The following is a 21,482-nucleotide window of genomic DNA, read 5'->3' on the forward strand; positions in this document are numbered from 1 at the left end:
TTTTTGTTTTAGGCAAGACGGGAATTGGAAAACTATGGCACAGCAAGAAGCAGCAACTAATAGCTCGGACTTCATTTCGAATGAGCCACTGCGCATAGGCATTGTTGTCGGCGAACTGTCTGGCGATACGCTTGGTGAAGGCTTTATCAAAGCGATTAAATCACAATACCCGAATGCTGAGTTCGTTGGCATAGGCGGGCCGAAAATGAAAGCCTTAGGCTGTGAGTCTCTTTTCGAGATGGAAGAGCTGGCTGTTATGGGCTTAGTTGAGGTGCTTGGCCGTTTACCTCGCTTGTTAAAAGTGAAAGCGGAACTGGTGAAGTATTTCACTCAAAACCCACCCGATGTATTTGTTGGTATCGATGCGCCCGATTTCAATCTGAGGCTTGAGCTAGACCTTAAAAATACAGGCATTAAAACGGTCCATTACGTGAGTCCTTCAGTATGGGCATGGCGTCCTAAGCGTATCTTTAAAATCGATAAAGCAACCGACTTGGTACTGGCGTTTCTGCCATTCGAGAAAGCGTTTTACGATAAATACAACGTTGCCTGTGAGTTTGTTGGCCATACACTGGCAGACGCAATTCCCTTGGAGCCAAGCAAACAAGACGCTCGTGAGCTATTAGGTTTAGAGCAAGACAAGCAATGGTTAGCTGTATTACCAGGCAGTCGTGGTGGTGAGATGGGGTTGATTGCTCAACCATTTATCGAGACTTGTCAGCGCATTAAGCAAAAATACCCTGATATTAATTTTGTTGTTGCGCTCGTTAATGAACAGCGTAAAAAACAGTTTACTGAAATCTGGCAATCGACAGCGCCAGAGCTTGAATTTACGTTAGTGGAAGATACTGCAAGAAACGTAATTACTGCGGCTGATTCTGTACTTTTGGCTTCAGGTACTGTTGCTCTTGAGTGTATGCTGCTAAAGCGTCCAATGGTTGTTGGCTATAAAGTGAATAAGTTGACGGGCTACATTGTCAAGAAGCTCGCTATCACTGAGTTTGTATCACTGCCGAATATTCTGGCGGGCGAAGAGATCGTGAAAGAACATATTCTTGAAGAGTGCCATCCAGATTTCTTGTTCCCATCTGTCGATAAAATGCTGTCTGCCGATAACAATGGCTTGATCGAATGTTTTACCGAGATGCATCATTGGATCCGTAAAGGCGCTGATAAGCAAGCTGCTAACGCGGTGCTGAAATTGATCGGTCGAGAGTTTATTGAATCATAAAATGCAGATCCATAAAGCACTGACTTATTGGTTACAAAGAGAATTTTCATGGCAGTAAAAGAGAAAAAAGAGCTTCCTCCGTTTGAGTACCCACAAGGCTACCAGTTGTTTGCTGGCGTGGATGAAGTTGGGCGTGGACCGTTAGTGGGAGATGTTGTGACTGCTGCGGTTATCCTCGATCCAAATAATCCGATCGAAGGTTTGAACGACTCAAAGAAATTATCTGAGAAGAAGCGTCTTGCGTTGCTTCCTGAAATCAAAGAGAAAGCTTTGGCGTGGTCTGTCGGCCGTTGTTCCCCACAAGAAATTGATGAGTTGAATATTCTGCAAGCGACGATGGTTGCTATGCAGCGAGCTATTGCAGGGTTGAGCGTTCAACCCGATATGGCGCTAATCGATGGAAACCGAGTCCCTGAGCTACCGATGGCCGGACTGGCTATTGTAAAGGGTGACTTGCGAGTGGCTGAAATTAGTGCTGCGTCTATTATCGCTAAAGTGGTTCGTGACCAAGAGATGGAAGAGCTCGACAAGCTACATCCAGAGTTTGGTTTTGCTAAGCACAAAGGTTACCCGACCAAAGCACACTTTGAAGCGATTGAAAAACACGGTGTAACTGAGCATTACCGTAAGAGCTTTAAGCCAGTAAAGCGGATCCTTGGCATCGATTAAAGTTGCTTACTTGCGGTAGAAAAAAATAGAATACACACAGTTGTAACCCTAGGCTAAAACCTAGAATTCAGGGAAAATAATGTCAGATCCAAAATTTGTTCACCTACGCGTACACAGTGACTTTTCGATGGTGGATGGCCTATCTAAGGTACCGCCATTGGTCAAAAAAGTCGCTGAAATGGGTATGCCTGCTCTAGCACTTACCGACTTTACCAACCTTTGTGGTTTGGTTAAGTTCTACGGTACTGCCCATGGATGCGGGGTTAAGCCAATTATTGGTGCTGACTTCTTGATGCAGTCTCCAGATTTCGGTGATGAGTTAACGAAACTCACCGTCATTGCAACCGATAATAAAGGCTATAACAACCTAACGCTGCTGATATCAAAAGCCTACCTTCGTGGTCATATACAGCATCAGCCTGTTATTGATAAAGAGTGGTTAATTGAGCATGCTGAAGGTCTGATCATCCTATCGGGCGCGAAAGAAGGCGAGATTGGTAAGGCACTACTGAAAGGTAACCGTGAACTGGTTGCAAGTAATGTCGAGTTTTACAAAACGTATTTCCCAGACCGCTTTTACCTGGAACTGATTCGTACCGGACGTCCAGACGAAGAGTCTTACTTACACTTTGCGTTAGAACTTGCTGAACAAGCAGACTTGCCCGTTGTAGCGACCAACGAAGTTGTGTTCTTAACTGAAGACTTGTTTGATGCTCATGAAATTCGAGTTGCGATTCATGATGGCTACACCATGGTCGATCCGCGTCGTCCTAAAAACTACAGCGCGCAACAGTATCTTCGTAGCGAAGAGGAAATGTGTGAACTTTTCTCTGATATTCCTGAAGCTCTTGAGAATAGTGTTGAGATTGCTAAGCGCTGTAACGTAACCGTTCGTCTAGGTGAATATTTCCTACCTAACTTCCCAACGGAAGGTTTGGCGATTGAAGATTTCCTGATCAAGAAATCTGAAGAAGGCCTTGAGCGACGTCTAGCGTTCCTATTCCCAGATGAAAAGGTTCGAGCAGAGCGTCGTCCTGAGTACGATGAACGACTCAAAATCGAGCTCGAAGTTGTCAACAACATGGGTTTCCCTGGCTACTTCTTGATCGTAATGGAATTCATCCAGTGGTCAAAAGATAACGATGTGCCGGTAGGTCCGGGTCGTGGTTCTGGTGCCGGCTCTCTAGTGGCTTACGCATTGGATATCACAGATCTCGATCCACTCGAATACGACTTGCTGTTCGAACGTTTCTTGAACCCAGAACGTGTATCCATGCCCGATTTCGATATTGACTTCTGTATGGATAAGCGTGACCAAGTTATTGATCACGTTGCTGAAATGTACGGTCGTGATGCGGTTTCTCAGATCATCACTTTTGGTACCATGGCGGCAAAAGCGGTAATCCGTGACGTCGGCCGTGTGCTTGGTCATCCGTTTGGTTTTGTGGACCGAATTTCTAAGCTTGTGCCGCCAGATCCGGGTATGACGCTAGAAAAAGCCTTCCTTGCTGAGCCTGCATTGCCAGAGCTTTACGATGGTGATGAAGAGGTTCGCGAACTAATTGATAAGTGTCGTATCCTTGAAGGCTGTACGCGAAATGCAGGTAAGCACGCGGGGGGGGTTGTTATTTCACCAACCACGATTACCGACTTTGCGCCCATTTATGCTGATGCGGAAGGTCACTTCCCAGTAACGCAGTTCGACAAGAATGACGTTGAAACTGCTGGCTTGGTTAAGTTCGACTTCTTGGGCTTACGGACACTGACCATCATTGATTGGGCGTTAGGCCTAGTCAACCCTCGCTTGAAGAGAGAAGGCAAAGAGCCGGTTCGTATTGAGTCGATACCTCTTGATGATAAAGCGTCGTTTAACCTATTACAAAATTCTGAAACTACCGCGGTATTCCAGCTGGAATCGCGTGGTATGAAAGACTTGATCAAACGTCTACAGCCCGACTGTTTTGAAGATATCATCGCATTGGTAGCTCTGTTCCGTCCGGGTCCTTTGCAATCGGGCATGGTAGATAACTTTATTGACCGTAAACACGGGCGAGAAGCGGTATCGTACCCTGATGAAACATGGCAACATGACTCACTCAAAGAGACGCTAGAACCAACGTATGGCATCATCCTGTACCAAGAGCAGGTTATGCAAATCGCACAGATCCTCGCAGGCTATACGCTTGGCGGAGCGGACATGTTGCGTCGTGCAATGGGTAAGAAAAAGCCAGAAGAGATGGCAAAGCAGCGTAGTATTTTCAAAGAAGGTGCGGAAGCTAACGGTATTGATGGCGAACTGGCCATGAAAATCTTCGACTTGGTAGAGAAGTTTGCAGGTTACGGATTTAACAAATCTCACTCAGCGGCATACGCACTGGTTTCCTATCAAACGCTATGGCTGAAAACACATTACCCTGCTGAGTTTATGGCGGCGGTAATGACGGCGGATATGGATAACACCGAGAAGGTTATTGGCCTTGTTGATGAGTGTTTCCGTATGAAGCTCAAGCTGCTGCCGCCTGATATCAACTCTGGCCTATATCGCTTTAATGTTGATGAAGATGGCGCGATTGTTTATGGCATTGGCGCGATTAAAGGGGTAGGTGAAGGCCCTATTGAAGCGATCATAGAAGCGCGCAATAAGGGCGGTTATTTTAAAGATTTATTCGACTTCTGCGCGCGTCTTGATCTGAAAAAGGTCAACAAACGTGTTATCGAAAAGTTGATTCTATCCGGTGCGTTAGATAGATTAGGCCCTCACCGTGCAGCAATGATGGCATCTTTGAAAGATGCAGTTAAAGCGGCGAGCCAACATCACCACGCCGAGTCTTTTGGTCAATCTGATATGTTTGGTGTGTTGACTGATGCTCCAGAAGAGGTTGAACATAAGTATACCCAAGTGCCTAAGTGGCCAGAGAAGGTTTGGCTTGAGGGTGAACGTGAAACGCTTGGTTTGTATTTAACGGGTCACCCCGTTAATGCTTATATCAAAGAGTTAGCGAAATACACCAGCTGTCGTTTGAAGGATGCCACGCCAACGCGTCGTGACCAGTCATTAACGATTGCTGGTTTGGTGATTGCGGCGAGAGTAATGACCACAAAACGTGGTACACGAATTGGTTTGATGACACTTGATGATCGATCGGGCCGAATGGAAGTGATGTTATTCTCTGATGCACTCGATCGCTATGCTGAATTGCTCGAAAAAGACAAAATTGTGGTCGTTTCTGGACAGGTCAGCTTTGATGATTTCAATGGCGGGCTTAAAATGTCCGCGCGCGAGGTCATGGACTTAGGAAGCGCCCGTGAGAAATATGCTCGTGGGGTGTCGATATCTATCGACCAATCCCAAATTAACGGTCAATTTTTTGAACGCTTTAGTCAAATCTTAGAACCTTATAGAGCCGGAACGGTCCCAGTCAATGTATACTACCAGCGTGCCGACGCTAGAGCGCGGTTAACATTGGGCACAGAATGGCGCGTGACGCCAAGTGATACATTACTAGACGAATTAAAACAGCTGCTTGGAAATAGCCAAGTAGAACTCGAATTTAACTAAAATTTAGCTTCGTGCATATGAAGCTGAATCAACAAGGATTCATAGATGAGCCTGAACTTTCTAGAATTTGAAAAGCCTATCGCTGAACTTGAAGCAAAAATCGAAGCGCTACGTGACGTTTCACGTCACGGTGGTGACGCAGCGGTAGATCTAGACAAAGAAATCGAACAACTAGAGAAAAAAAGCTTAGAGCTTAAACAGAAAATCTTTAGTGACTTAGGTGCGTGGCAGGTAGCTCAACTTGCTCGCCACCCTCAACGTCCTTATACCAAAGATTACCTGGAGCATGCATTCACAGAGTTTGAAGAGATGGCGGGCGATCGCGCTTACGCTGACGACAAAGCTATTGTGGGTGGTATGGCTCGTCTAAATGGCCGTCCTGTTATGGTTATTGGTCATCAGAAAGGTCGCGAGACGAAAGAGAAAGTGATCCGTAACTTTGGTATGCCAAAGCCAGAAGGTTACCGTAAGGCGCTACGTCTAATGGAAACCGCTGAGCGTTTCAACATGCCTATTATTACTTTCATCGACACAGCGGGCGCATATCCAGGTGTTGGTGCTGAAGAGCGTGGTCAATCTGAAGCTATCGCTAAAAACCTAAAAGTGATGGCAGGACTTTCAGTTCCTGTTATCTGTAACGTTGTGGGTGAAGGCGGTTCTGGTGGTGCACTAGCGATTGGTGTTGGTGACTACGTGAACATGCTTCAGTACTCTACGTACTCAGTAATCTCTCCAGAAGGTTGTGCTTCAATCCTATGGCGCGATTCGGATAAAGCACCACAAGCCGCTGAAGCGATGGGCCTGATTGCTCCTCGTCTTAAAGAGCTTGAGCTTATCGACGAAATCATTCCTGAGCCTCTAGGTGGCGCGCACCGCGACCCTGCACAAACCGCTCAGAACATGAAAGACATGTTAGTTAAACAGCTAGAAGAGCTAGAGCAGTTTGATAATGAAACGCTGCTTGAGCGTCGTTACCAGCGTCTAATGAGCTACGGCTACTGCTGATAAATTACCTTAGCGATAAAGCTAGCCATACGAACAAGTTGATCAAAGGGTTGGACTCAGTGCCAACCCTTTTTTATTATTAAAACATTATCCCTTCACACACGATCTCTGGTTTATTAGCCTCATGACACACTTAATTGATACCTTCACATCTGTACTCAATCAAAGCGCGCTCAAGCCTTGTCGATTGATCGTCGCTTTCAGTGGGGGTGTCGATTCACGAGTTTTGCTGGAGTTGGCTGCGCAATACGCTAGGTCCCATCACATTGAGTGCTGTGCGGTACATGTACATCATGGTCTGAGTAAGAACGCTGATCTCTGGGCTGAACAATGCCAAACATGGTGTGATGCTTTGTCTATTCCATTGGCTATAGAACGAGTGTCGTTGGATCTCAACAGCGGAGAAAGTGTAGAAAAGCTCGCTCGAGATGCTAGATACCAAGTCTTTAAAAAGCACCTTCGGCAGGGGGACTTACTTGTTACTGGTCAGCACATTGACGACCAAGTGGAGACGTTCTTGTTAGCGTTAAAGCGAGGCAGTGGCCCCAAAGGGCTCTCTTCTATGGCTCAAGTGAGCCCGTTTGCAGGCGCTTTTATTGTTCGACCTATGTTGTCAGTGACCCGAACGGATATTGAAATGTTTGCTCATTATATGGGCTTAACTTGGGTCGAAGATGAGAGTAATCAGGACGTGCGCTTTGATCGTAACTTTATTCGTCATCAAGTGACACCAGTTCTTACCGAGCGTTGGCCAAGCTTTCGTGAGTCGGTCAGTCGCAGTGCCCAACTCTGTGCAGAGCAAGAGTTATTGCTCGATGAGTTGCTTGAGTCACACTTCCAGCAAGCTTTAGGGGATAGCCAGAGATTAAGCATTGAGGCGTTATCTCAGCACTCCGAACTATTACGCGCACGCTTGTTAAGGATGTGGTTCAGCCATTGCAATCAATCGATGCCCAGTAAAAAACAGCTTAAGCTTATCTGGGATGAAGTGGCATGTGCTCAAGCGGATGCCAATCCTAAGCTAGTACTGAACGATGTCGAAGTGAGACGCTTTAATCATCACCTGTACATAGTGAAGGAGACTAAAGACTTGTCGTGTTGGCAAGCTGATGTTGTGCTTGGTGATAACTTGGAGTTGCCCGATAGTTTAGGAAAGCTACAGTTAATGTCGTCACCGAATGATGCAGTATCGAATGGTCGTAATTCGCAAAACTTCAGCTTGAAGGATACAAGTGGAGTACTACGAATTACCTTTAACCCGGAAGGATTATCGGCTCATCCAATTGGGCGTGGGCACAGTAGAAAGCTCAAAAAACTCTTTCAGGAATACCAAGTGCCCAGCTGGTTACGGCGCAGAACGCCAATATTAATGGATGGTGATCGAGTGATCGCTGTTTTAGGCTTATTCGTAGATAAAAATTACCAAGGTCAAGATTGTGAAGCACTTTGGAGCAAGTAGAAAAAGTTTGTGTCACAATTCGACGTTACTTTAATAAAAATAATTAATGGAATATGCAATGAAGAAAATTACACTAGGATTAGTTCTTGGATTTGGACTATTGAGTGGTAACGCCCTGGCGGGGGATGTTGCTGCGGGTCAGGCTAAAGCAGCAATCTGTGCGGCATGTCATGGCGCAGATGGTATCGCAGTGATCCCAGGTTATCCCAACCTGAAAGGACAAAACGAGCAGTACCTTGTTTCATCGATTAATGCGTACAAAACAAAGCAGCGTAACGGTGGCTTGGCTGCTGTTATGCAGGCTCAAGCATCAATGCTGAATGATGAAGATATCGCGAATCTAGCGGCTTACTACGCAAGTCTTAAGTAAAGTGTTCTAAAAGCGCTGATCAAACAAGATGATAAATTTCGAGCCAGAGCTTTAAAGCTCTGGCTTTTTTCATTGAATGTTTACTATAGCTAACCGATAATGAGTCATTCATACAGTTTAAGGGATGAACATGAAAAAGATTGAAGCCATTATCAAGCCATTCAAACTTGATGATGTACGTGAAGCACTTGCAGAAGTGGGTATTACGGGCATGACAGTATCTGAAGTGAAAGGCTTTGGACGCCAGAAGGGCCATACTGAGTTATACCGTGGCGCTGAGTACATGGTCGACTTTTTACCTAAAGTGAAGTTAGAAATTGTTGTGACCGACGAAGTGGCTGACCAATGTGTTGATACCATTATCGAAACGGCGCAAACGGGTAAAATTGGCGACGGTAAGATCTTCATTACTGACGTTGAACGTGTGGTACGTATTCGTACTGGCGAAGAAGACGAAGACGCCGTATAAAAAAGCGATTACCCTAAAAGGAGCGTTTATCGCTCCTTTTTCATTTTAGGTAGGGTGTTGTATGTTTAAGAAAATCACCATTGTCATCACATTATTGGTGACATTTGCTGTTGCTAGTTTTCATCTTATCTTCGTGATCCCGAGTCAGCCTAACCTGATCACTTCCTCTCAAAGTATCAGCAGCGATATCTATAGCTGCTACCAGAATTCAACACCGAAAGCGATTGATGTGTCTGATGGATTGAGCATCACTGTGTGGAACATCTACAAGCAGAACCGCAGTAATTGGCAGAGCGAATTGAACAAACTTTCGGCAGGAAGTGATTTAGTATTACTGCAAGAAGCACGTGTGACTAATGATTTTCGATTGTGGGTCACAAGTAGCCAGTGGGGCAGTATTCGCGTTAACGCTTTTGAAGCATTTAAGCAAAGTTCGGGTGTACTCAATTTAGCGACTCACTTACCGATCGAAGCTTGTGCCTATACTCATGAAGAGCCTTGGCTTCAACTGCCAAAATCAGCACTGTGGTCTCGTTACCTACTGAGTAATGGGGAAGAGTTGGCAGTTATCAATATCCATGCCGTGAACTTTACGTTTGGCACCGTAGATTACGCATCGCAACTCAATAGTTTAACTGACAAACTGCAGCAGTATCGCGGGCCCGTGCTTTTTGCGGGCGATTTTAACAGTTGGAGTAAATCTCGCTTTACGGTGTTGAAGGATGCGCTGGAAAAGGTCGGTTTGACTGAGGTGGATTTTGACCCCGATAACCGCACGCAGTTTATGACAGGATTGGTACTTGACCACGTGTTCTATCGAGGGTTAGAGGTAGAAAAAGCAAAAGCGCCCTTTACGAACGCTTCTGATCATAATCCAATGTTAGTCACCTTTAAGGTGAAATAGCCGCGAGCTCTTACTAACTTGGTTATCTAAGAAATTAGATTGAATGGGTTATCTACGAAACTAGAATGTAGATAGCCCAGATTAGGTAATAGCCAACCCATGGCAAGCCTGAAATCACTAGTGCTTGCCCACGTTCAAATTCAGTCCAAGTCAGTACAGCTGCATAACCTAGTACAATGTACCATGGAAGCAGCAGTGGTAATGAGCTAGCAAATTGAGACCAGTCATTGGTCAGCGGTAACTTGATCAAGCCGTTTAAGCTGTTCAAGTCTGCCGCGTAGTTCATCACCTGACCGTGCTTTAGGATTAGGCTTGCGTAGCTCGCTACGTCACCTAAAACCGCAGGGAATATCACTACCGATGCCGCTGCAAACCATCGCCAAAAGCTATGCTGATGTTGGCTTGGTTTGGTTGCTAGGTTAAACCAGAACGCTAACAAAACGATGGTTAACGTTCGGCCAAACACGTCGCTGATGATCTCGCTTGCAAGCAGGGTGTTGCTATCAAGTAACGCCAATTGGTCAGGGTTAGTTTGAGCGAGTTGCTGTGACAACTCTGCGCTTAACCATGCAAAATCTACATTCGAAAAATAGGCACCCCAAAATAAAAAGGGACTGAGTATTAATACGACGTAGGGTTGCCATCCCCAAGCACTTCGCTGATAAAGCGCTAAGAAACAAGCTGTTGGTGATCGGAATATATCCAGCAGCATCACGAGTGGGTTACTTGACGGGTTCATACACTTACCTTAGTTACATCAACATACAGCTTCAGTTTTTGTCCTGGCTGTAGGTATTTTTTGTTCTGTAAAGTGTTCCATTTTACAACATCTGCACTTTTTACTTTGAACTTTGATGCAATACCGCTGACTGTGTCACCAGATCTTACTTTATAGAAGATAGTGCGAATAATTGAGCCGTCTGAGCTATTTTTCCAGATGACCAATTCTTGGCCAACTCTAAGTGTGTCACGTGGCCCCATGCCATTCCACTTAGCCAGTGATTGGTGTGATACCTTATTCGCGCGTGCAATTGTCCATAAGTTGTCACCACTTTTTACTGTATGGCTGAGCTTATATTGGCCCCGACTCTTCGACTGTGTGCTTGCTAGGCGATTTGATGCGCTTAATGCGTAGGTCTTGTCGTCTTTGGTTGATGTTGGGATAAGCAGGTGCTGGCCAATACGAATATTGTTGTTGCTCAAACCGTTTGCAGTGCGGATAACTTTGCTGGTGGTGTTATATTTGCTTGCCAGTACGCTGATGCTGTCACCAGACTGAACCTTGTAGCGCACCAACTTCATACCCTTACCTTTGTTGGCTGCCAATTCTTTATTGAATTTATCAATGGTAGTTAAAGGAAGTAATAGCTGTTGGTGTTTCTCTGGTGCTGTGGCCCATTGGTTGTAAGCCGGGTTGTAACCTTGCAGTTCTTTTACCGGAATGCCTGCGTAATTAGCCGCAATAGCTAAATCAAGTTGTTCATCTGGGTTAACTAGAGTCAATACTGGCTTGTTAGGAATTGCTGGAATGTCGATGCCATACTTTTCTTGGTTAGCAATGACATCAGCCAAGGCAAGCAGTTTAGGTACATAGCTACTGGTCTCTTTTGGTAGATCCAAAGAGAAAAAGTCGATTGGCTTGCCAAGTTTCTTGTTCTTACGGATTGCTCTGTTCACACGACCACCGCCACTGTTATAGGCAGCAATGGCATGGTTCCAATCGCCATCGAAACGTCTGTTGAGATCTGATAGGAAATTTAATGCAGCATCGGTAGAAGCGGCGACATCACGACGGCCGTCGTACCAGAAGTTCTGTTCTAGCCCGTAGTCTTTACCTGTGCCAGAAATGAATTGCCATAGACCTGCAGCGCTACCATGTGAGTAGGCAAACGCATCGAAAGAACTCTCTACAACGGGTAATAGTGCTAATTCTAGTGGTAAGCCTTTTTCTTCAATTTTAGTCGTGATCAGATAAAGAAAAGGTTCAGCACGTTGTGAGACGGTTTTGAGGTGACTAGGGTGCTTTAGATACCAAGTTCGGTAGTAATTGACCTTCTTTTGGTCGGGTACTTCCATTTCAAGTTGCATCGCAATACGTTTCCAAACATCTTCTTGTGTTTTTGGAGTAACAACAGGTGCTTCAACTTTTGGTTCTTCTTTGGTCGCTTCTGATGAAACGTTCGTTTGCGAAGCTTCTTTAGTCTGTGATGTGTTGGTTTGCTCGGGAGCTTGGTCTGGATTCTCTGACTGAGTTAATTGGCAACCAGAAAGTAGTAATACCAAAGCCCAGCTGTACTTAACTCGCATGTTACAGCCTTTTTAATAAACGGCTGCTGATAATACTTGTCACTCCCTATAAGTGACAAGTCTGTATTTGTTAAAATTCGTTCTTCCATGTACGTAAAGCGGTAAAAACTGATAAAGCATCAGTCTGTTCGGTGCGATTAGACACTGATTTCACGACACTTGGCTCGGTATAGCGCAAGAAAGGGTTAACTAATTTCTCTTGGCGTAAATTTGTGGGGATGGTCGGTTTATTTTGTGCTCGCAGTCGGTTAACTTGATCTCGATATTGCTGAAGGTGTTGGTTATCAGGCTCAACCGCAAGCGCGAATGCGATATTGGCCGCTGTGTACTCATGTGCACAGTAAACCTCTGTTTCTTGAGGAAGAGCGGTTACCTTATTGAGTGCATCAAACATTTGCTGTGGTGTGCCTTCCATGATTCGGCCACAGCCTGCTGAAAACAACACATCGCCACAAAATAACTTGGCGTCACCTACGTACCCTATGTGGCCAGCAGTATGCCCACTCAGTCCAAGCACAAGGAAGATTTCATCAAACAGCTCTAACTGGTCACCGTCATCAACAGGGTGGGTCAATGTCGGAATCGGTTCATTTCTTGGGCCAACGACATCCACATCTGGAAATTGTCTTACCAGTTCTGGAACGCCACCAATGTGATCGTGGTGGTGGTGTGTAATCAAGATTGCATCTAAAGTTAGCTCATGGTGTGCTAAGTACTCTAATACTGGAGATGCATCACCAGGGTCGACGACAGCACAACGGCGATCGCTATTTTCAATCAGCCAGATGTAATTGTCATTAAATGCAGGTATGCTTTTGATATATAACATTATTGGTTCTCCAGTCACTTTTAGTGAGACAGAATAAGTGAGACAGATTATTGATGAAGCCAGCGCGTAGCAGAAAGAAGTTTGAGCGTCCCTACACTTGGGCACAGTTGCACAATGGAGACTGGTCGAGAGAATCAATTCAAACTCGACTGGATGAGTGGTGCCCTAAGTTATTTGGTTACCATATGCTCAAACTTGGAGGCCTCAGCAGTGAGATTTCTAGCTGCACATGCAACATTCAACATCAAGTAAACCTAGATATCCAGAACCCATTACATAATGTGATAGCGGATGGCTATAATTTACCCTTTTTAGAGAAAAGCTTCGACGTTGTGGTGTTTAGTCATCAATTAGATTATAGCAATGACCCACATAGATTATTGAGAGAAGTTGACCGAGTGATGATGGATGATGGCTATATCATCATCACAGGTTTTAACCCGTTCAGCCTAATAGGCCTTGCTAGTTTGATGCCTTGGCGTAAGAAAAGCTTGCCTTGGAGTGGCCGTATGTACACTCCAAGTCGAGTAAAAGACTGGCTAGGTGTACTTAATTATGAAGTGATTCATTGTGATACTTACGCACTGTTTCCTATGAGTAAATATCGAGCAATATGGACGTGGCTGGAGAACGGTTTGGGTGGTTGTGCATCATTTGCGGGAAGCCAATATTTTATTGTCGCTCGTAAGCGTACTTATCCACTCAAACCGATTAAGCCACATTGGCACCTCAAGCGACGTTTCTCTCCGGTTGGAGCAAGCTTCAGAACACACAGTCGCCGTACGTTGAGTTCAGCTAAGACTTCATACCCGATAAAAACAGAAAAAGCCGATTAGCAGTCGGCTTCTCATTTTAAATATGGCTCTGAAGCGAGTGTCTAACTCAGTGTACTAACTAAAGCAGGTCGTTAGCTTGGCTGATACCCCGTATCTTCTTGAGTTGGACTTTCAGCTGCGGTCCGTGCTAAATCATCACACATTTCGTTTTCTCTGTGTCCAGCGTGTCCTTTTACCCAGCGCCAATCCACGGTGTGACGAGCTGTTTCTTTATCAAGCCTTTGCCAAAGATCGGCGTTTTTAACTGGTTTCTTATCGGCAGTTTTCCAATCTCGTTTTTTCCAGTTATGAATCCACTGTGTAATGCCTTGACGCACGTACTGGCTGTCTGTCGTTAAAATCACAGAGCAAGGCTCCTTGAGGGTTTGTAGAGCTACGACAGCGGCGAGCATTTCCATCCGGTTATTGGTTGTTAGGGTAAAACCTTCCGCTAGTGTCTTTTCGACTTTTTTGTAACGAAGTACGATGCCGTAGCCGCCAGGGCCGGGGTTGCCTAAACAAGAACCATCAGTGAAAATTTCAACTTGTTTCGTCATGATTTGATACTATTACCTCAAGCACATTATCGGCATAGTCTGACACAGTTATCCTTATGAATACCAGTAGCACCCCAGAACAAAGCGTTGACGCAGAAGCGAACGCCATGACAGAAAATGACGTGAACGCACAAAATAAGCGAATTATTGTACTCGATACCGAAACAACCGGTATGAATACAGAAGGCGGCCCTCACTACTTAGGGCATCGTATTGTCGAAATCGGTGCGGTAGAAATCATCAACCGTAAGCCGACAGGACGTCACTTCCATGTCTATATCAAGCCAGATCGTGCGATTCAAGAAGAAGCGATTGGCGTTCACGGCATTACCGATGAATTCTTGGTTGATAAGCCAGAATACCAAGACATACATGAAGAATTTCTCGACTTTATCAAAGGCGCCGAGCTGGTGGCTCATAACGCGCCCTTCGATACAGGCTTTATGGATTATGAGTTTGAGAAGCTCAACCCTGCGATAGGTAAAACGGATGATTACTGTAAAGTTATCGATACCTTGGCGATGGCGAAAAAGATATTTCCAGGTAAAAGAAACAACTTAGATATCTTATGTGATCGTTACGGTATTGATAACTCGCACCGTACCCTCCATGGCGCATTACTCGATGCGGAGATCCTAGCCGACGTCTACTTATTGATGACGGGTGGCCAAACGTCGCTGCAATTTAACGCTGGTCAACAAGAAGGCGAAGCGGAAAGTATACGAAGAGTAGAAAGTGGTCGAAAACCCCTAAAGGTTTTACGAGCTACGGCCGATGAAATAGAAGCGCATCAAAATCGTTTAGACCTCGTCGAGAAAAGCGGAAGCTGCCTTTGGCGTCAGTAGGGAGAAAGTATGTTAAGGGTATTGGCTATCGGTTACTTATTGCTGTTAAGCTTTAGCTTGCATGCAGCAACGGAATCCGTAATGAGTTTATTGGACAACCGTTTTCGCGTTGATCCCAGTATTGAACAAGTCACTTTTGTGATTTATCGAGCCGATAACTCTAAACCTGTCGTGTTGGTTCGCCCTGACGGCAAGAAATACTACTCGTGGCGCAATGCTGATAATGTCCGTTGGTACGAAGAGTCGTCCATGGACATTATCTCTATCGACAAGCCGATGCCGGGCCCTTGGCAAGCGATAGGTAAAGTATCACCGAAGAATAACATCAAGCTCCTATCTCATCTTGTTTTGGATGCTAACGAGTTTCCAGACAAGTTGTATCAAACCGAACACATCAAATTTACTGCTCGTTTGACTTCAGACGGCAAGCCTCTTGTGCTGCGTGATTTTCTCGATCGCGTCAAACTCAAGGTGACCTTTACCAAGTTTGTCGAAAATGAAGAATCGTTAGTCAGAGAAGCACGCCCTGTGCCTGTTGTGATGGGCGAATTTTCTGACAATGGGGCTGAATTTGACGAAAAATCCGGAGATGGCGTGTTCACTGTGTCGTTACCGATTGATATTGAGCCTGGTAAATATCGAGCTCGCATTACCTCGGGCAATGGTGTGTTTTTGAGAGCGCAAGAACAAGAGGTATTAGTGTACCCAACGCCAATCATCACAACCTTTATACAGTCCCGTAAAGAGGGTTTACCTCACACTGTCGTGGTGTCTGGCGAACAGGGCATGATTGCGCCGAGTTCATTAGCGGCTCATGTTGAGCACAAGGCTCCTGATGAGTACGTGATCTACCGACAAGGCCGATCTGAAATCGATGCGATGAAAGTGTCTTTAGAGATGCCATACAACAGTGACTTGGGGATTTATAAGTGGTCGGGAATGGTTTATGCCACCGACGCATCCAGTCAACGTCCACTCGTCTTTCCAATCTCTGAGCAGTCTTATAGTGTTGTCGAAGATATTGATTTAGCTGAGTCTCGGCGCCTTCAAGAAGAAGCTCTCGCTGAACAGAAGCGTATCGCCAATGAATTAATGATACTGAAGAAGCGCGAAGCTGATAAGCAGCGTAGTATGATCATTATCGCGGTGGGTAATGTGGTCGTAATTTTATTGGGTTTATTGATTTGGTTTGTGGTTCGTAAGGTCAAAGCGAAGAAAAAAGCGTTACCAGAGATGCAGCTTAAAGCGCCAAAGTAACTCGCTTAGATGATTAGGTTGTCTGGAGAGAAGAAGCCTCTAGAGATAAAGCATTAGAATTTGTGACAACGATGTCATGAACAAAAAAACGGGACTCCTAGGAGTCCCGTTTTCGTTTCTATTGCAGAACCTAGGCTACGTTATCAATCGATTGGCCTGGATACTGTGGCTTTGCTGCAAGGTCCTCTGGAGAGAAGTCATCAACATTAATCGTGTACAGTCTGTGTTCCTCCGCACTGACAAGTAATGCAGCTTCTTTCTCCGTTAAGATGCCTTTCTCAAGCCCTAGTTGAGCGACAAGGTCGAGTTTTAAGAAAGCACGTTTTTGATGCGTCTCTTTACAAACTTTGTCAAACAGAGGCTCAGCTTGAAGAATCACTTCTAGTGCTTTCTCTATTTTACCAACAGGGTTGTATTGAGTGTCCGCCAAGTATTGACCACGACCGATGCGTGAACGTGTTTCGCTTGGTGTTTGTAGGATGTGCGCGACTTGGCTATCCAGTTTGTCGTTTGGTGCGCGACGGATACGGCCAAATGGCATTAACACAACACGAAGTAGACGACCAATCACAGGGTTAGGGAAGTTCGCCAAGAACTCATCAATCGCCACTTCAGTCTGACGTAAGCTATCTTGCATTCCCCAATGTACTAACGGTAGATCTTCGGCGTGGCTGCCTTCACTTTCAAAACGCTTAAGTGTTGCAGACCCTAAGTACAGTTGACTCAGGATGTCGCCCAGTCTTGCAGATAGACGCTCTCTGCGTTTCAAAGAGCCCCCTAGTACTGCCATTGAAATATCAGACAGTAGTGCTAGGTTAGCGCTGTAGCGGTTTAATTTTTGGTAATAGCGTTGTGTTTGTTTGTCGGTTTTATTCGCTGGTGTTGGCGTATCAGAACCACGACCATCGGTTAAACCAAACCACAAACTGCGAACGAGGTTACTGAGCGTAAAGCTAACGTGTCCAGCTAACGCAGAATCAAACTTATCCAGTGCATCGCTGCTTTCAGAATAAGCCGCTTCCATTTCGCTTAGAACATAAGGGTGACAACGAATCGCTCCCTGACCGTAGATGATCATTGAACGAGTCAGAATGTTTGCGCCTTCAACCGTTATTGCGATGGGTGAACCTTGGTAACCACGAGCTAAGAAGTTCGACGGACCTAAGCAAATACCTTTACCACCGACGATATCCATCGCGTCGATGATGCTGCGTTGGCCACGGTGCGTACAGTGGTACTTCACGATGGCTGATACAACAGAAGGCTTTTCGCCAAGGTCGATACCCGCAACGGTTAGGTTACTCGCTGCATCCATTACGTAAGCATTACCCGCTAGGCGTGCAAGTGGCTCTTCAACCCCTTCCATACGACCTATAGGCTGTTTGAATTGACGACGAATACGAGCGTAAGCGCCGGTTGCTAGTGCTGCAGACTTGATGCCACCTGTTGAGTTTGAAGGCAGTGTGATTCCACGACCCACCGACAGGCATTCAACCAGCATACGCCAACCTTGGCCTGCCATTTTCTGGCCACCGATGATGAAATCGATAGGGACGAAGAGATCGTCACCTTGAGTAGGGCCATTTTGGAAAGGCACGTTTAGTGGGAAGTGGCGGTTGCCAATCTCAACACCCTTTAAATCGGTTGGGATAAGTGCACACGTGATACCAAGATCTTTTTGGTCACCCAGTAGGCCATCCGGGTCACGAAGTTTAAAAGCTAAACCTAACACAGTCGCAACCGGTGCGAGAGTGATATAACGCTTGTTCCAAGTTAGGCGCATGCCCAATACTTGTTCGCCTTGCCATTCACCTTTACACACCACGCCGTAATCAGGGATTGAACCTGCATCTGAGCCGGCTTCTGGACTAGTTAGGGCAAAACAAGGGATCTCTTTACCTTCCGCTAGGCGAGGCAGGTAGTGGTTTCTTTGTTCTTCTGTACCATAGTGTTGCAATAGTTCACCAGGGCCTAATGAGTTAGGTACGCCAACGGTTGATGACAATACACTAGAAACGCCCGTGAGCTTTTGTAGAACCAGAGATTGAGCGTAAGCTGAAAACTCTAAGCCGCCGTATTTTTTCTTAATGATCATGGCGAAGAATTTGTGATCTTTCAGATACTGCCAAACTTCTGGTGGCAAATCTGCGAGTTGATGTGTCACTTGGTAATCGTTGACCATTTCACACACTTCATTTACTGGGCCATCTAAAAATGCTTGCTCAGCTTCAGAGAGTTTCGGATCGGCGATGTTTTGAAGTTTCTTCCACTCAGGCTTGCCTTTGAACAGCTCTGCTTCCCACCATACCGTCCCAGCTTCTAGAGCTTCTTTTTCTGTTTGAGACATCGCTGGTAGAACGGTCTTAAATAGAGAAAGCGCTTTTTGACTGATTAGAGTTTGGCGAATTGTTGGGACAGCAAAAATCGCAACCGCTAAGAGATAGCAAAGCCAGCCAGTGACAGCGACGCCACCAAGCAATGTTAATGCTACCATCGCGCCAGTTAAGACGATTAATGCACGTACCAGACTAACTCTATGGTAAAGGCAGACACCTAAGATGGCTGTAAAGCCGAGTAGGGAGAGCAATATGTTCATGAACGATTTCCTTTTCAGAGATCACTTATTGTTATTAAGTTTAGGTAAGAGGTCTAACCAGTCAAGTGTAAACAGAATATTAAATATTTGTAAAACTCCAAAGTGGATAAAAAGTGATCTTAATAGAGTTAAAATTCTAATTGTGAGAGGTCGGTGGTGAATGTTTGGACGAATTGACAGAGACAAGTTAATAAAGGTGGCAATCTTTGGGCTTAAGTGTCGACACAATTTCATGTTTGTGGGTAAACTCAGGTAAAAGAGGGAAAACCCCCTCAGATCTCATTTCACGTACTTTAAGCTGCGTAAATAAATATAAGAGATAAGCCTTATGTACCAAGACCTAATCAAAAGTGAATTGAACGAAGCGGCAGACGTTCTGAACAAGTTCTTGAGTGATGGCCATAACATCGCTCAAATTGAAGCTGCGGCAAAAATGATTGCTGACTCATTCAAGCAAGAAGGGAAAGTGCTTTCCTGTGGGAACGGTGGTTCACACTGTGATGCGATGCACTTCGCGGAAGAGCTTACTGGTAGATACCGTGAAAATCGCCCAGGTTTCGCTGGTATTGCGATTTCAGATCCTAGCCATTTATCTTGTGTGAGTAACGATTTTGGCTACGATCACGTGTTTTCTCGTTACGTAGAGGCGGTAGGTCGTAAAGGCGATGTGTTGTTTGGTTTGTCGACTTCGGGTAATTCCAGCAATATTTTAAAAGCGATTGAAGCTGCTCAAGCGAAAGGTATGAAAACCATCGCGCTAACCGGTAAAGATGGCGGAAAAATGGCTGGTTGTGCCGATATCGAAATCCGAGTGCCACATTTTGGTTATGCTGACCGAATTCAAGAGGTTCACATTAAGATCATCCACATTGTGATTCAACTTGTTGAAAAAGAAATGGAATAACAGTTTACAGACATTGGAGCCTAGCATAGGCTTCGCTGGTTTTAATAGGGAGTAGATTAGACCATGTGTGAATTGCTCGGCATGAGCGCGAATGTACCAACAGATATTTGTTTTAGCTTTACTGGTCTAATGCAACGTGGAGGCAATACTGGCCCACACCGTGATGGCTGGGGTATTACTTTCTATGAAGGAAAGGGTTTTCGTACATTTAAAGATCCTAATCCAAGCTGTGAATCCAAAATCGCTGAGTTGGTTCAAAACTACCCAATTAAAAGCCAAGCTGTTGTCAGTCATATCCGTCAAGCCAATCGCGGTGGTGTCAATTTAGAGAACACTCACCCTTTTACCCGTGAGCTTTGGGGACGATACTGGACCTTTGCTCATAATGGCCAATTAACGGACTACGATGATCTGGTGAGTGGGCGTTTCAGACCCGTCGGTGAAACGGACAGTGAACTCTCTTTCTGTTGGCTACTCAAACAACTTGAAGAGCGTTTCCCTGAGCCGCCTCAAGACATGGAAGGTATGTTCCGCTTCTTTGCTGAGTGCTGTGATAAGTTACGCGAGAAAGGCGTTTTCAATATGCTGTTAAGTGATGGCGAGTACGTCATGACTTACTGTACCAATCATTTGTATTGGATAACAAGACGTGCGCCTTTTGGTAAAGCGAGCTTAATTGATGAAGACGTTGAGATTAACTTCCAAGAAGAGACCACGCCGAATGATGTGGTGACTGTCGTCGCAACTCAACCTCTTACGGATAACGAAGAGTGGTTTAGGATGAAGCCGGGCGAGTACGCACTGTTTCATTTTGGTGAGCTGATTGGCAACAATCATCACGTGTTGGAAAATGTTGCTTATGCACCGAAAAAGGTCGCGAGCCAAGCGCCAACTGAACCATTGAGCTAACCGTCCCTAATAGCGTTATTTGATCCGCACAAAAGAAAGGCCGTTTACTGTACTCATAAGTCAGTAAGCGGCCTTTTTGTTTCTAAGTCATTGACTTGTGAGAGTCGTCTGATGAATTACTCTTCTGCGTAACCGTGCTTGCCCAACACTTTGCCGTCTAAGACTGCTTGTCCGTTTACCATTGATAAACGATCTTCGATGAACCACTTGCAGGCCATAGGGTAAATGTTGTGTTCTTGAGTAAGCACACGGCTAGCTAACATGTCAGCATCATCATCTTCAAATACCGGAACCTTAGCTTGTAAGATCACCGAGCCACCATCAAGTTCCTCAGTAACAAAGTGAACGCTGGTACCGTGTTCTTTGTCTTGGGCGTCAATGGCACGCTGGTGGGTGTGTAAGCCCGGGTATTTAGGTAACAGAGAAGGGTGGATGTTGACCATCTTCCCAGCATAGTGACGAACAAACTCTGAACTTAGGATTCGCATGTAGCCAGCGAGTACGATTAAATCTGGCTGGTAAGCATCGATCTGAACCATCAATTCATGGTCAAACTCTTCACGTGAACCAAAGTCTTTTGGATTCACTGAATGGGCGTCAACACCCGCGGTTTTCGCTCGCTCTAAACCAAAAGCCTCTGCTTTGTTTGAGAAAACTGCCTTAACGGAGGCGTCAATCGTATGGTTATCACAGGCATCCAAAATGGCTTGCAAGTTACTTCCGCTTCCTGAAACTAACACAACGATGTTTTTCTGAGAGTGGCTGGTTTTATTTGAGTGATTGTTTTTCATAGAGTG

At 45.3% G+C, this 21,482-nt stretch carries 19 protein-coding genes; 13 read left to right on the plus strand and 6 right to left on the minus strand.

The window, feature by feature from the left end:
• Positions 1-34: 34 nt before the first annotated feature.
• The 8 genes from lpxB (at position 35) to WR49_RS08585 (ending at position 9,666) form a co-directional block, all read left to right on the plus strand.
• Positions 35-1,231 (plus strand): lipid-A-disaccharide synthase, encoded by a 1,197-nt coding sequence (gene lpxB / locus WR49_RS08550; RefSeq protein WP_046223717.1) that lies wholly within the window; start codon positions 35-37, stop codon positions 1,229-1,231.
• 48 nt (positions 1,232-1,279) lie between these two features.
• Positions 1,280-1,900, plus strand: a complete 621-nt coding sequence (gene rnhB / locus WR49_RS08555; protein ID WP_046223718.1) for a ribonuclease HII — start codon at positions 1,280-1,282, stop codon at positions 1,898-1,900.
• Between the two features lie 79 nt (positions 1,901-1,979).
• Positions 1,980-5,459 (plus strand): DNA polymerase III subunit alpha, encoded by a 3,480-nt coding sequence (dnaE, locus tag WR49_RS08560; protein ID WP_046223719.1) that lies wholly within the window; start codon positions 1,980-1,982, stop codon positions 5,457-5,459.
• 45 nt (positions 5,460-5,504) lie between these two features.
• Positions 5,505-6,464, plus strand: coding sequence for an acetyl-CoA carboxylase carboxyl transferase subunit alpha (gene accA, locus WR49_RS08565; protein WP_017056318.1), 960 nt, complete (start codon positions 5,505-5,507; stop codon positions 6,462-6,464).
• A 124-nt stretch (positions 6,465-6,588) separates the two neighbouring features.
• Entirely contained in the window at positions 6,589-7,923 is a 1,335-nt protein-coding gene (tilS, locus tag WR49_RS08570; RefSeq protein ID WP_046223720.1) for a tRNA lysidine(34) synthetase TilS, read from the plus strand.
• Between the two features lie 58 nt (positions 7,924-7,981).
• Positions 7,982-8,293 carry a c-type cytochrome gene (locus tag WR49_RS08575; RefSeq protein WP_017056320.1) on the plus strand — a complete coding sequence of 104 codons (312 nt, stop codon included), beginning with the start codon at positions 7,982-7,984 and terminating at the stop codon, positions 8,291-8,293.
• A 130-nt stretch (positions 8,294-8,423) separates the two neighbouring features.
• Positions 8,424-8,762, plus strand: a complete 339-nt coding sequence (glnB, locus tag WR49_RS08580; RefSeq protein ID WP_004738609.1) for a nitrogen regulatory protein P-II — start codon at positions 8,424-8,426, stop codon at positions 8,760-8,762.
• Between the two features lie 61 nt (positions 8,763-8,823).
• Positions 8,824-9,666 (plus strand): endonuclease/exonuclease/phosphatase family protein, encoded by an 843-nt coding sequence (locus tag WR49_RS08585; protein WP_046223721.1) that lies wholly within the window; start codon positions 8,824-8,826, stop codon positions 9,664-9,666.
• Positions 9,667-9,718: 52 nt separating this feature from the next.
• Here WR49_RS08585 and WR49_RS08590 read toward each other — a convergent pair whose 3' ends face one another.
• The 3 genes from WR49_RS08590 to gloB form a co-directional block, all read right to left on the minus strand.
• Complete coding sequence (locus WR49_RS08590; RefSeq protein ID WP_017056322.1) at positions 9,719-10,405, minus strand: YIP1 family protein; 687 nt, start codon at positions 10,403-10,405, stop codon at positions 9,719-9,721.
• Complete coding sequence (locus WR49_RS08595; protein WP_017056323.1) at positions 10,402-11,973, minus strand: LysM peptidoglycan-binding domain-containing protein; 1,572 nt, start codon at positions 11,971-11,973, stop codon at positions 10,402-10,404. The genes WR49_RS08590 and WR49_RS08595 overlap by 4 nt, the downstream gene beginning before the upstream one ends.
• A gap of 70 nt (positions 11,974-12,043) precedes the next feature.
• Positions 12,044-12,802 (minus strand): hydroxyacylglutathione hydrolase, encoded by a 759-nt coding sequence (gloB, locus tag WR49_RS08600; protein ID WP_017056324.1) that lies wholly within the window; start codon positions 12,800-12,802, stop codon positions 12,044-12,046.
• Positions 12,803-12,855: 53 nt separating this feature from the next.
• Between gloB and WR49_RS08605 the strand changes: the two genes are divergently transcribed.
• Positions 12,856-13,638 (plus strand): class I SAM-dependent methyltransferase, encoded by a 783-nt coding sequence (locus WR49_RS08605; protein WP_017056325.1) that lies wholly within the window; start codon positions 12,856-12,858, stop codon positions 13,636-13,638.
• A 71-nt stretch (positions 13,639-13,709) separates the two neighbouring features.
• Here the strand turns inward: WR49_RS08605 and rnhA are convergent, their stop codons facing one another.
• Positions 13,710-14,174: a ribonuclease HI gene (gene rnhA, locus WR49_RS08610; protein ID WP_017056326.1), complete on the minus strand. Its 465-nt coding sequence runs from the start codon at positions 14,172-14,174 to the stop codon at positions 13,710-13,712.
• Positions 14,175-14,230: 56 nt separating this feature from the next.
• Here rnhA and dnaQ point away from each other — a divergent pair, with 56 nt between their 5' ends.
• Both dnaQ and WR49_RS08620 read left to right on the plus strand, forming a co-directional pair.
• A complete protein-coding gene (gene dnaQ, locus WR49_RS08615) occupies positions 14,231-15,019 on the plus strand; it encodes a DNA polymerase III subunit epsilon (RefSeq protein ID WP_197078527.1) in 789 nt (262 codons plus the stop codon).
• Positions 15,020-15,028: 9 nt separating this feature from the next.
• Positions 15,029-16,276 (plus strand): TIGR03503 family protein, encoded by a 1,248-nt coding sequence (locus tag WR49_RS08620; RefSeq protein WP_046223722.1) that lies wholly within the window; start codon positions 15,029-15,031, stop codon positions 16,274-16,276.
• Between the two features lie 130 nt (positions 16,277-16,406).
• On the opposite strand, the gene fadE is transcribed toward WR49_RS08620, so the two are convergent.
• A complete protein-coding gene (gene fadE / locus WR49_RS08625; RefSeq protein ID WP_046223723.1) occupies positions 16,407-18,872 on the minus strand; it encodes an acyl-CoA dehydrogenase FadE in 2,466 nt (821 codons plus the stop codon).
• A 328-nt stretch (positions 18,873-19,200) separates the two neighbouring features.
• Between fadE and lpcA the strand changes: the two genes are divergently transcribed.
• Together lpcA and WR49_RS08640 are read left to right on the plus strand one after the other, a co-directional pair.
• Positions 19,201-19,776: a D-sedoheptulose 7-phosphate isomerase gene (gene lpcA / locus WR49_RS08635; RefSeq protein ID WP_046223724.1), complete on the plus strand. Its 576-nt coding sequence runs from the start codon at positions 19,201-19,203 to the stop codon at positions 19,774-19,776.
• A gap of 63 nt (positions 19,777-19,839) precedes the next feature.
• The gene (locus WR49_RS08640) at positions 19,840-20,685 is read left to right on the plus strand and encodes a class II glutamine amidotransferase (RefSeq protein WP_017056332.1); all 846 of its coding nucleotides are present in this window, start codon (positions 19,840-19,842) and stop codon (positions 20,683-20,685) included.
• A gap of 116 nt (positions 20,686-20,801) precedes the next feature.
• Here the strand turns inward: WR49_RS08640 and purN are convergent, their stop codons facing one another.
• Positions 20,802-21,476 (minus strand): phosphoribosylglycinamide formyltransferase, encoded by a 675-nt coding sequence (gene purN, locus WR49_RS08645; protein WP_046223747.1) that lies wholly within the window; start codon positions 21,474-21,476, stop codon positions 20,802-20,804.
• Positions 21,477-21,482 lie beyond the last annotated feature (6 nt).

The organism is Vibrio sp. ECSMB14106 (genome assembly GCF_000972265.1).
Classification (GTDB): Bacteria; Pseudomonadota; Gammaproteobacteria; order Enterobacterales; family Vibrionaceae; genus Vibrio; species Vibrio kanaloae.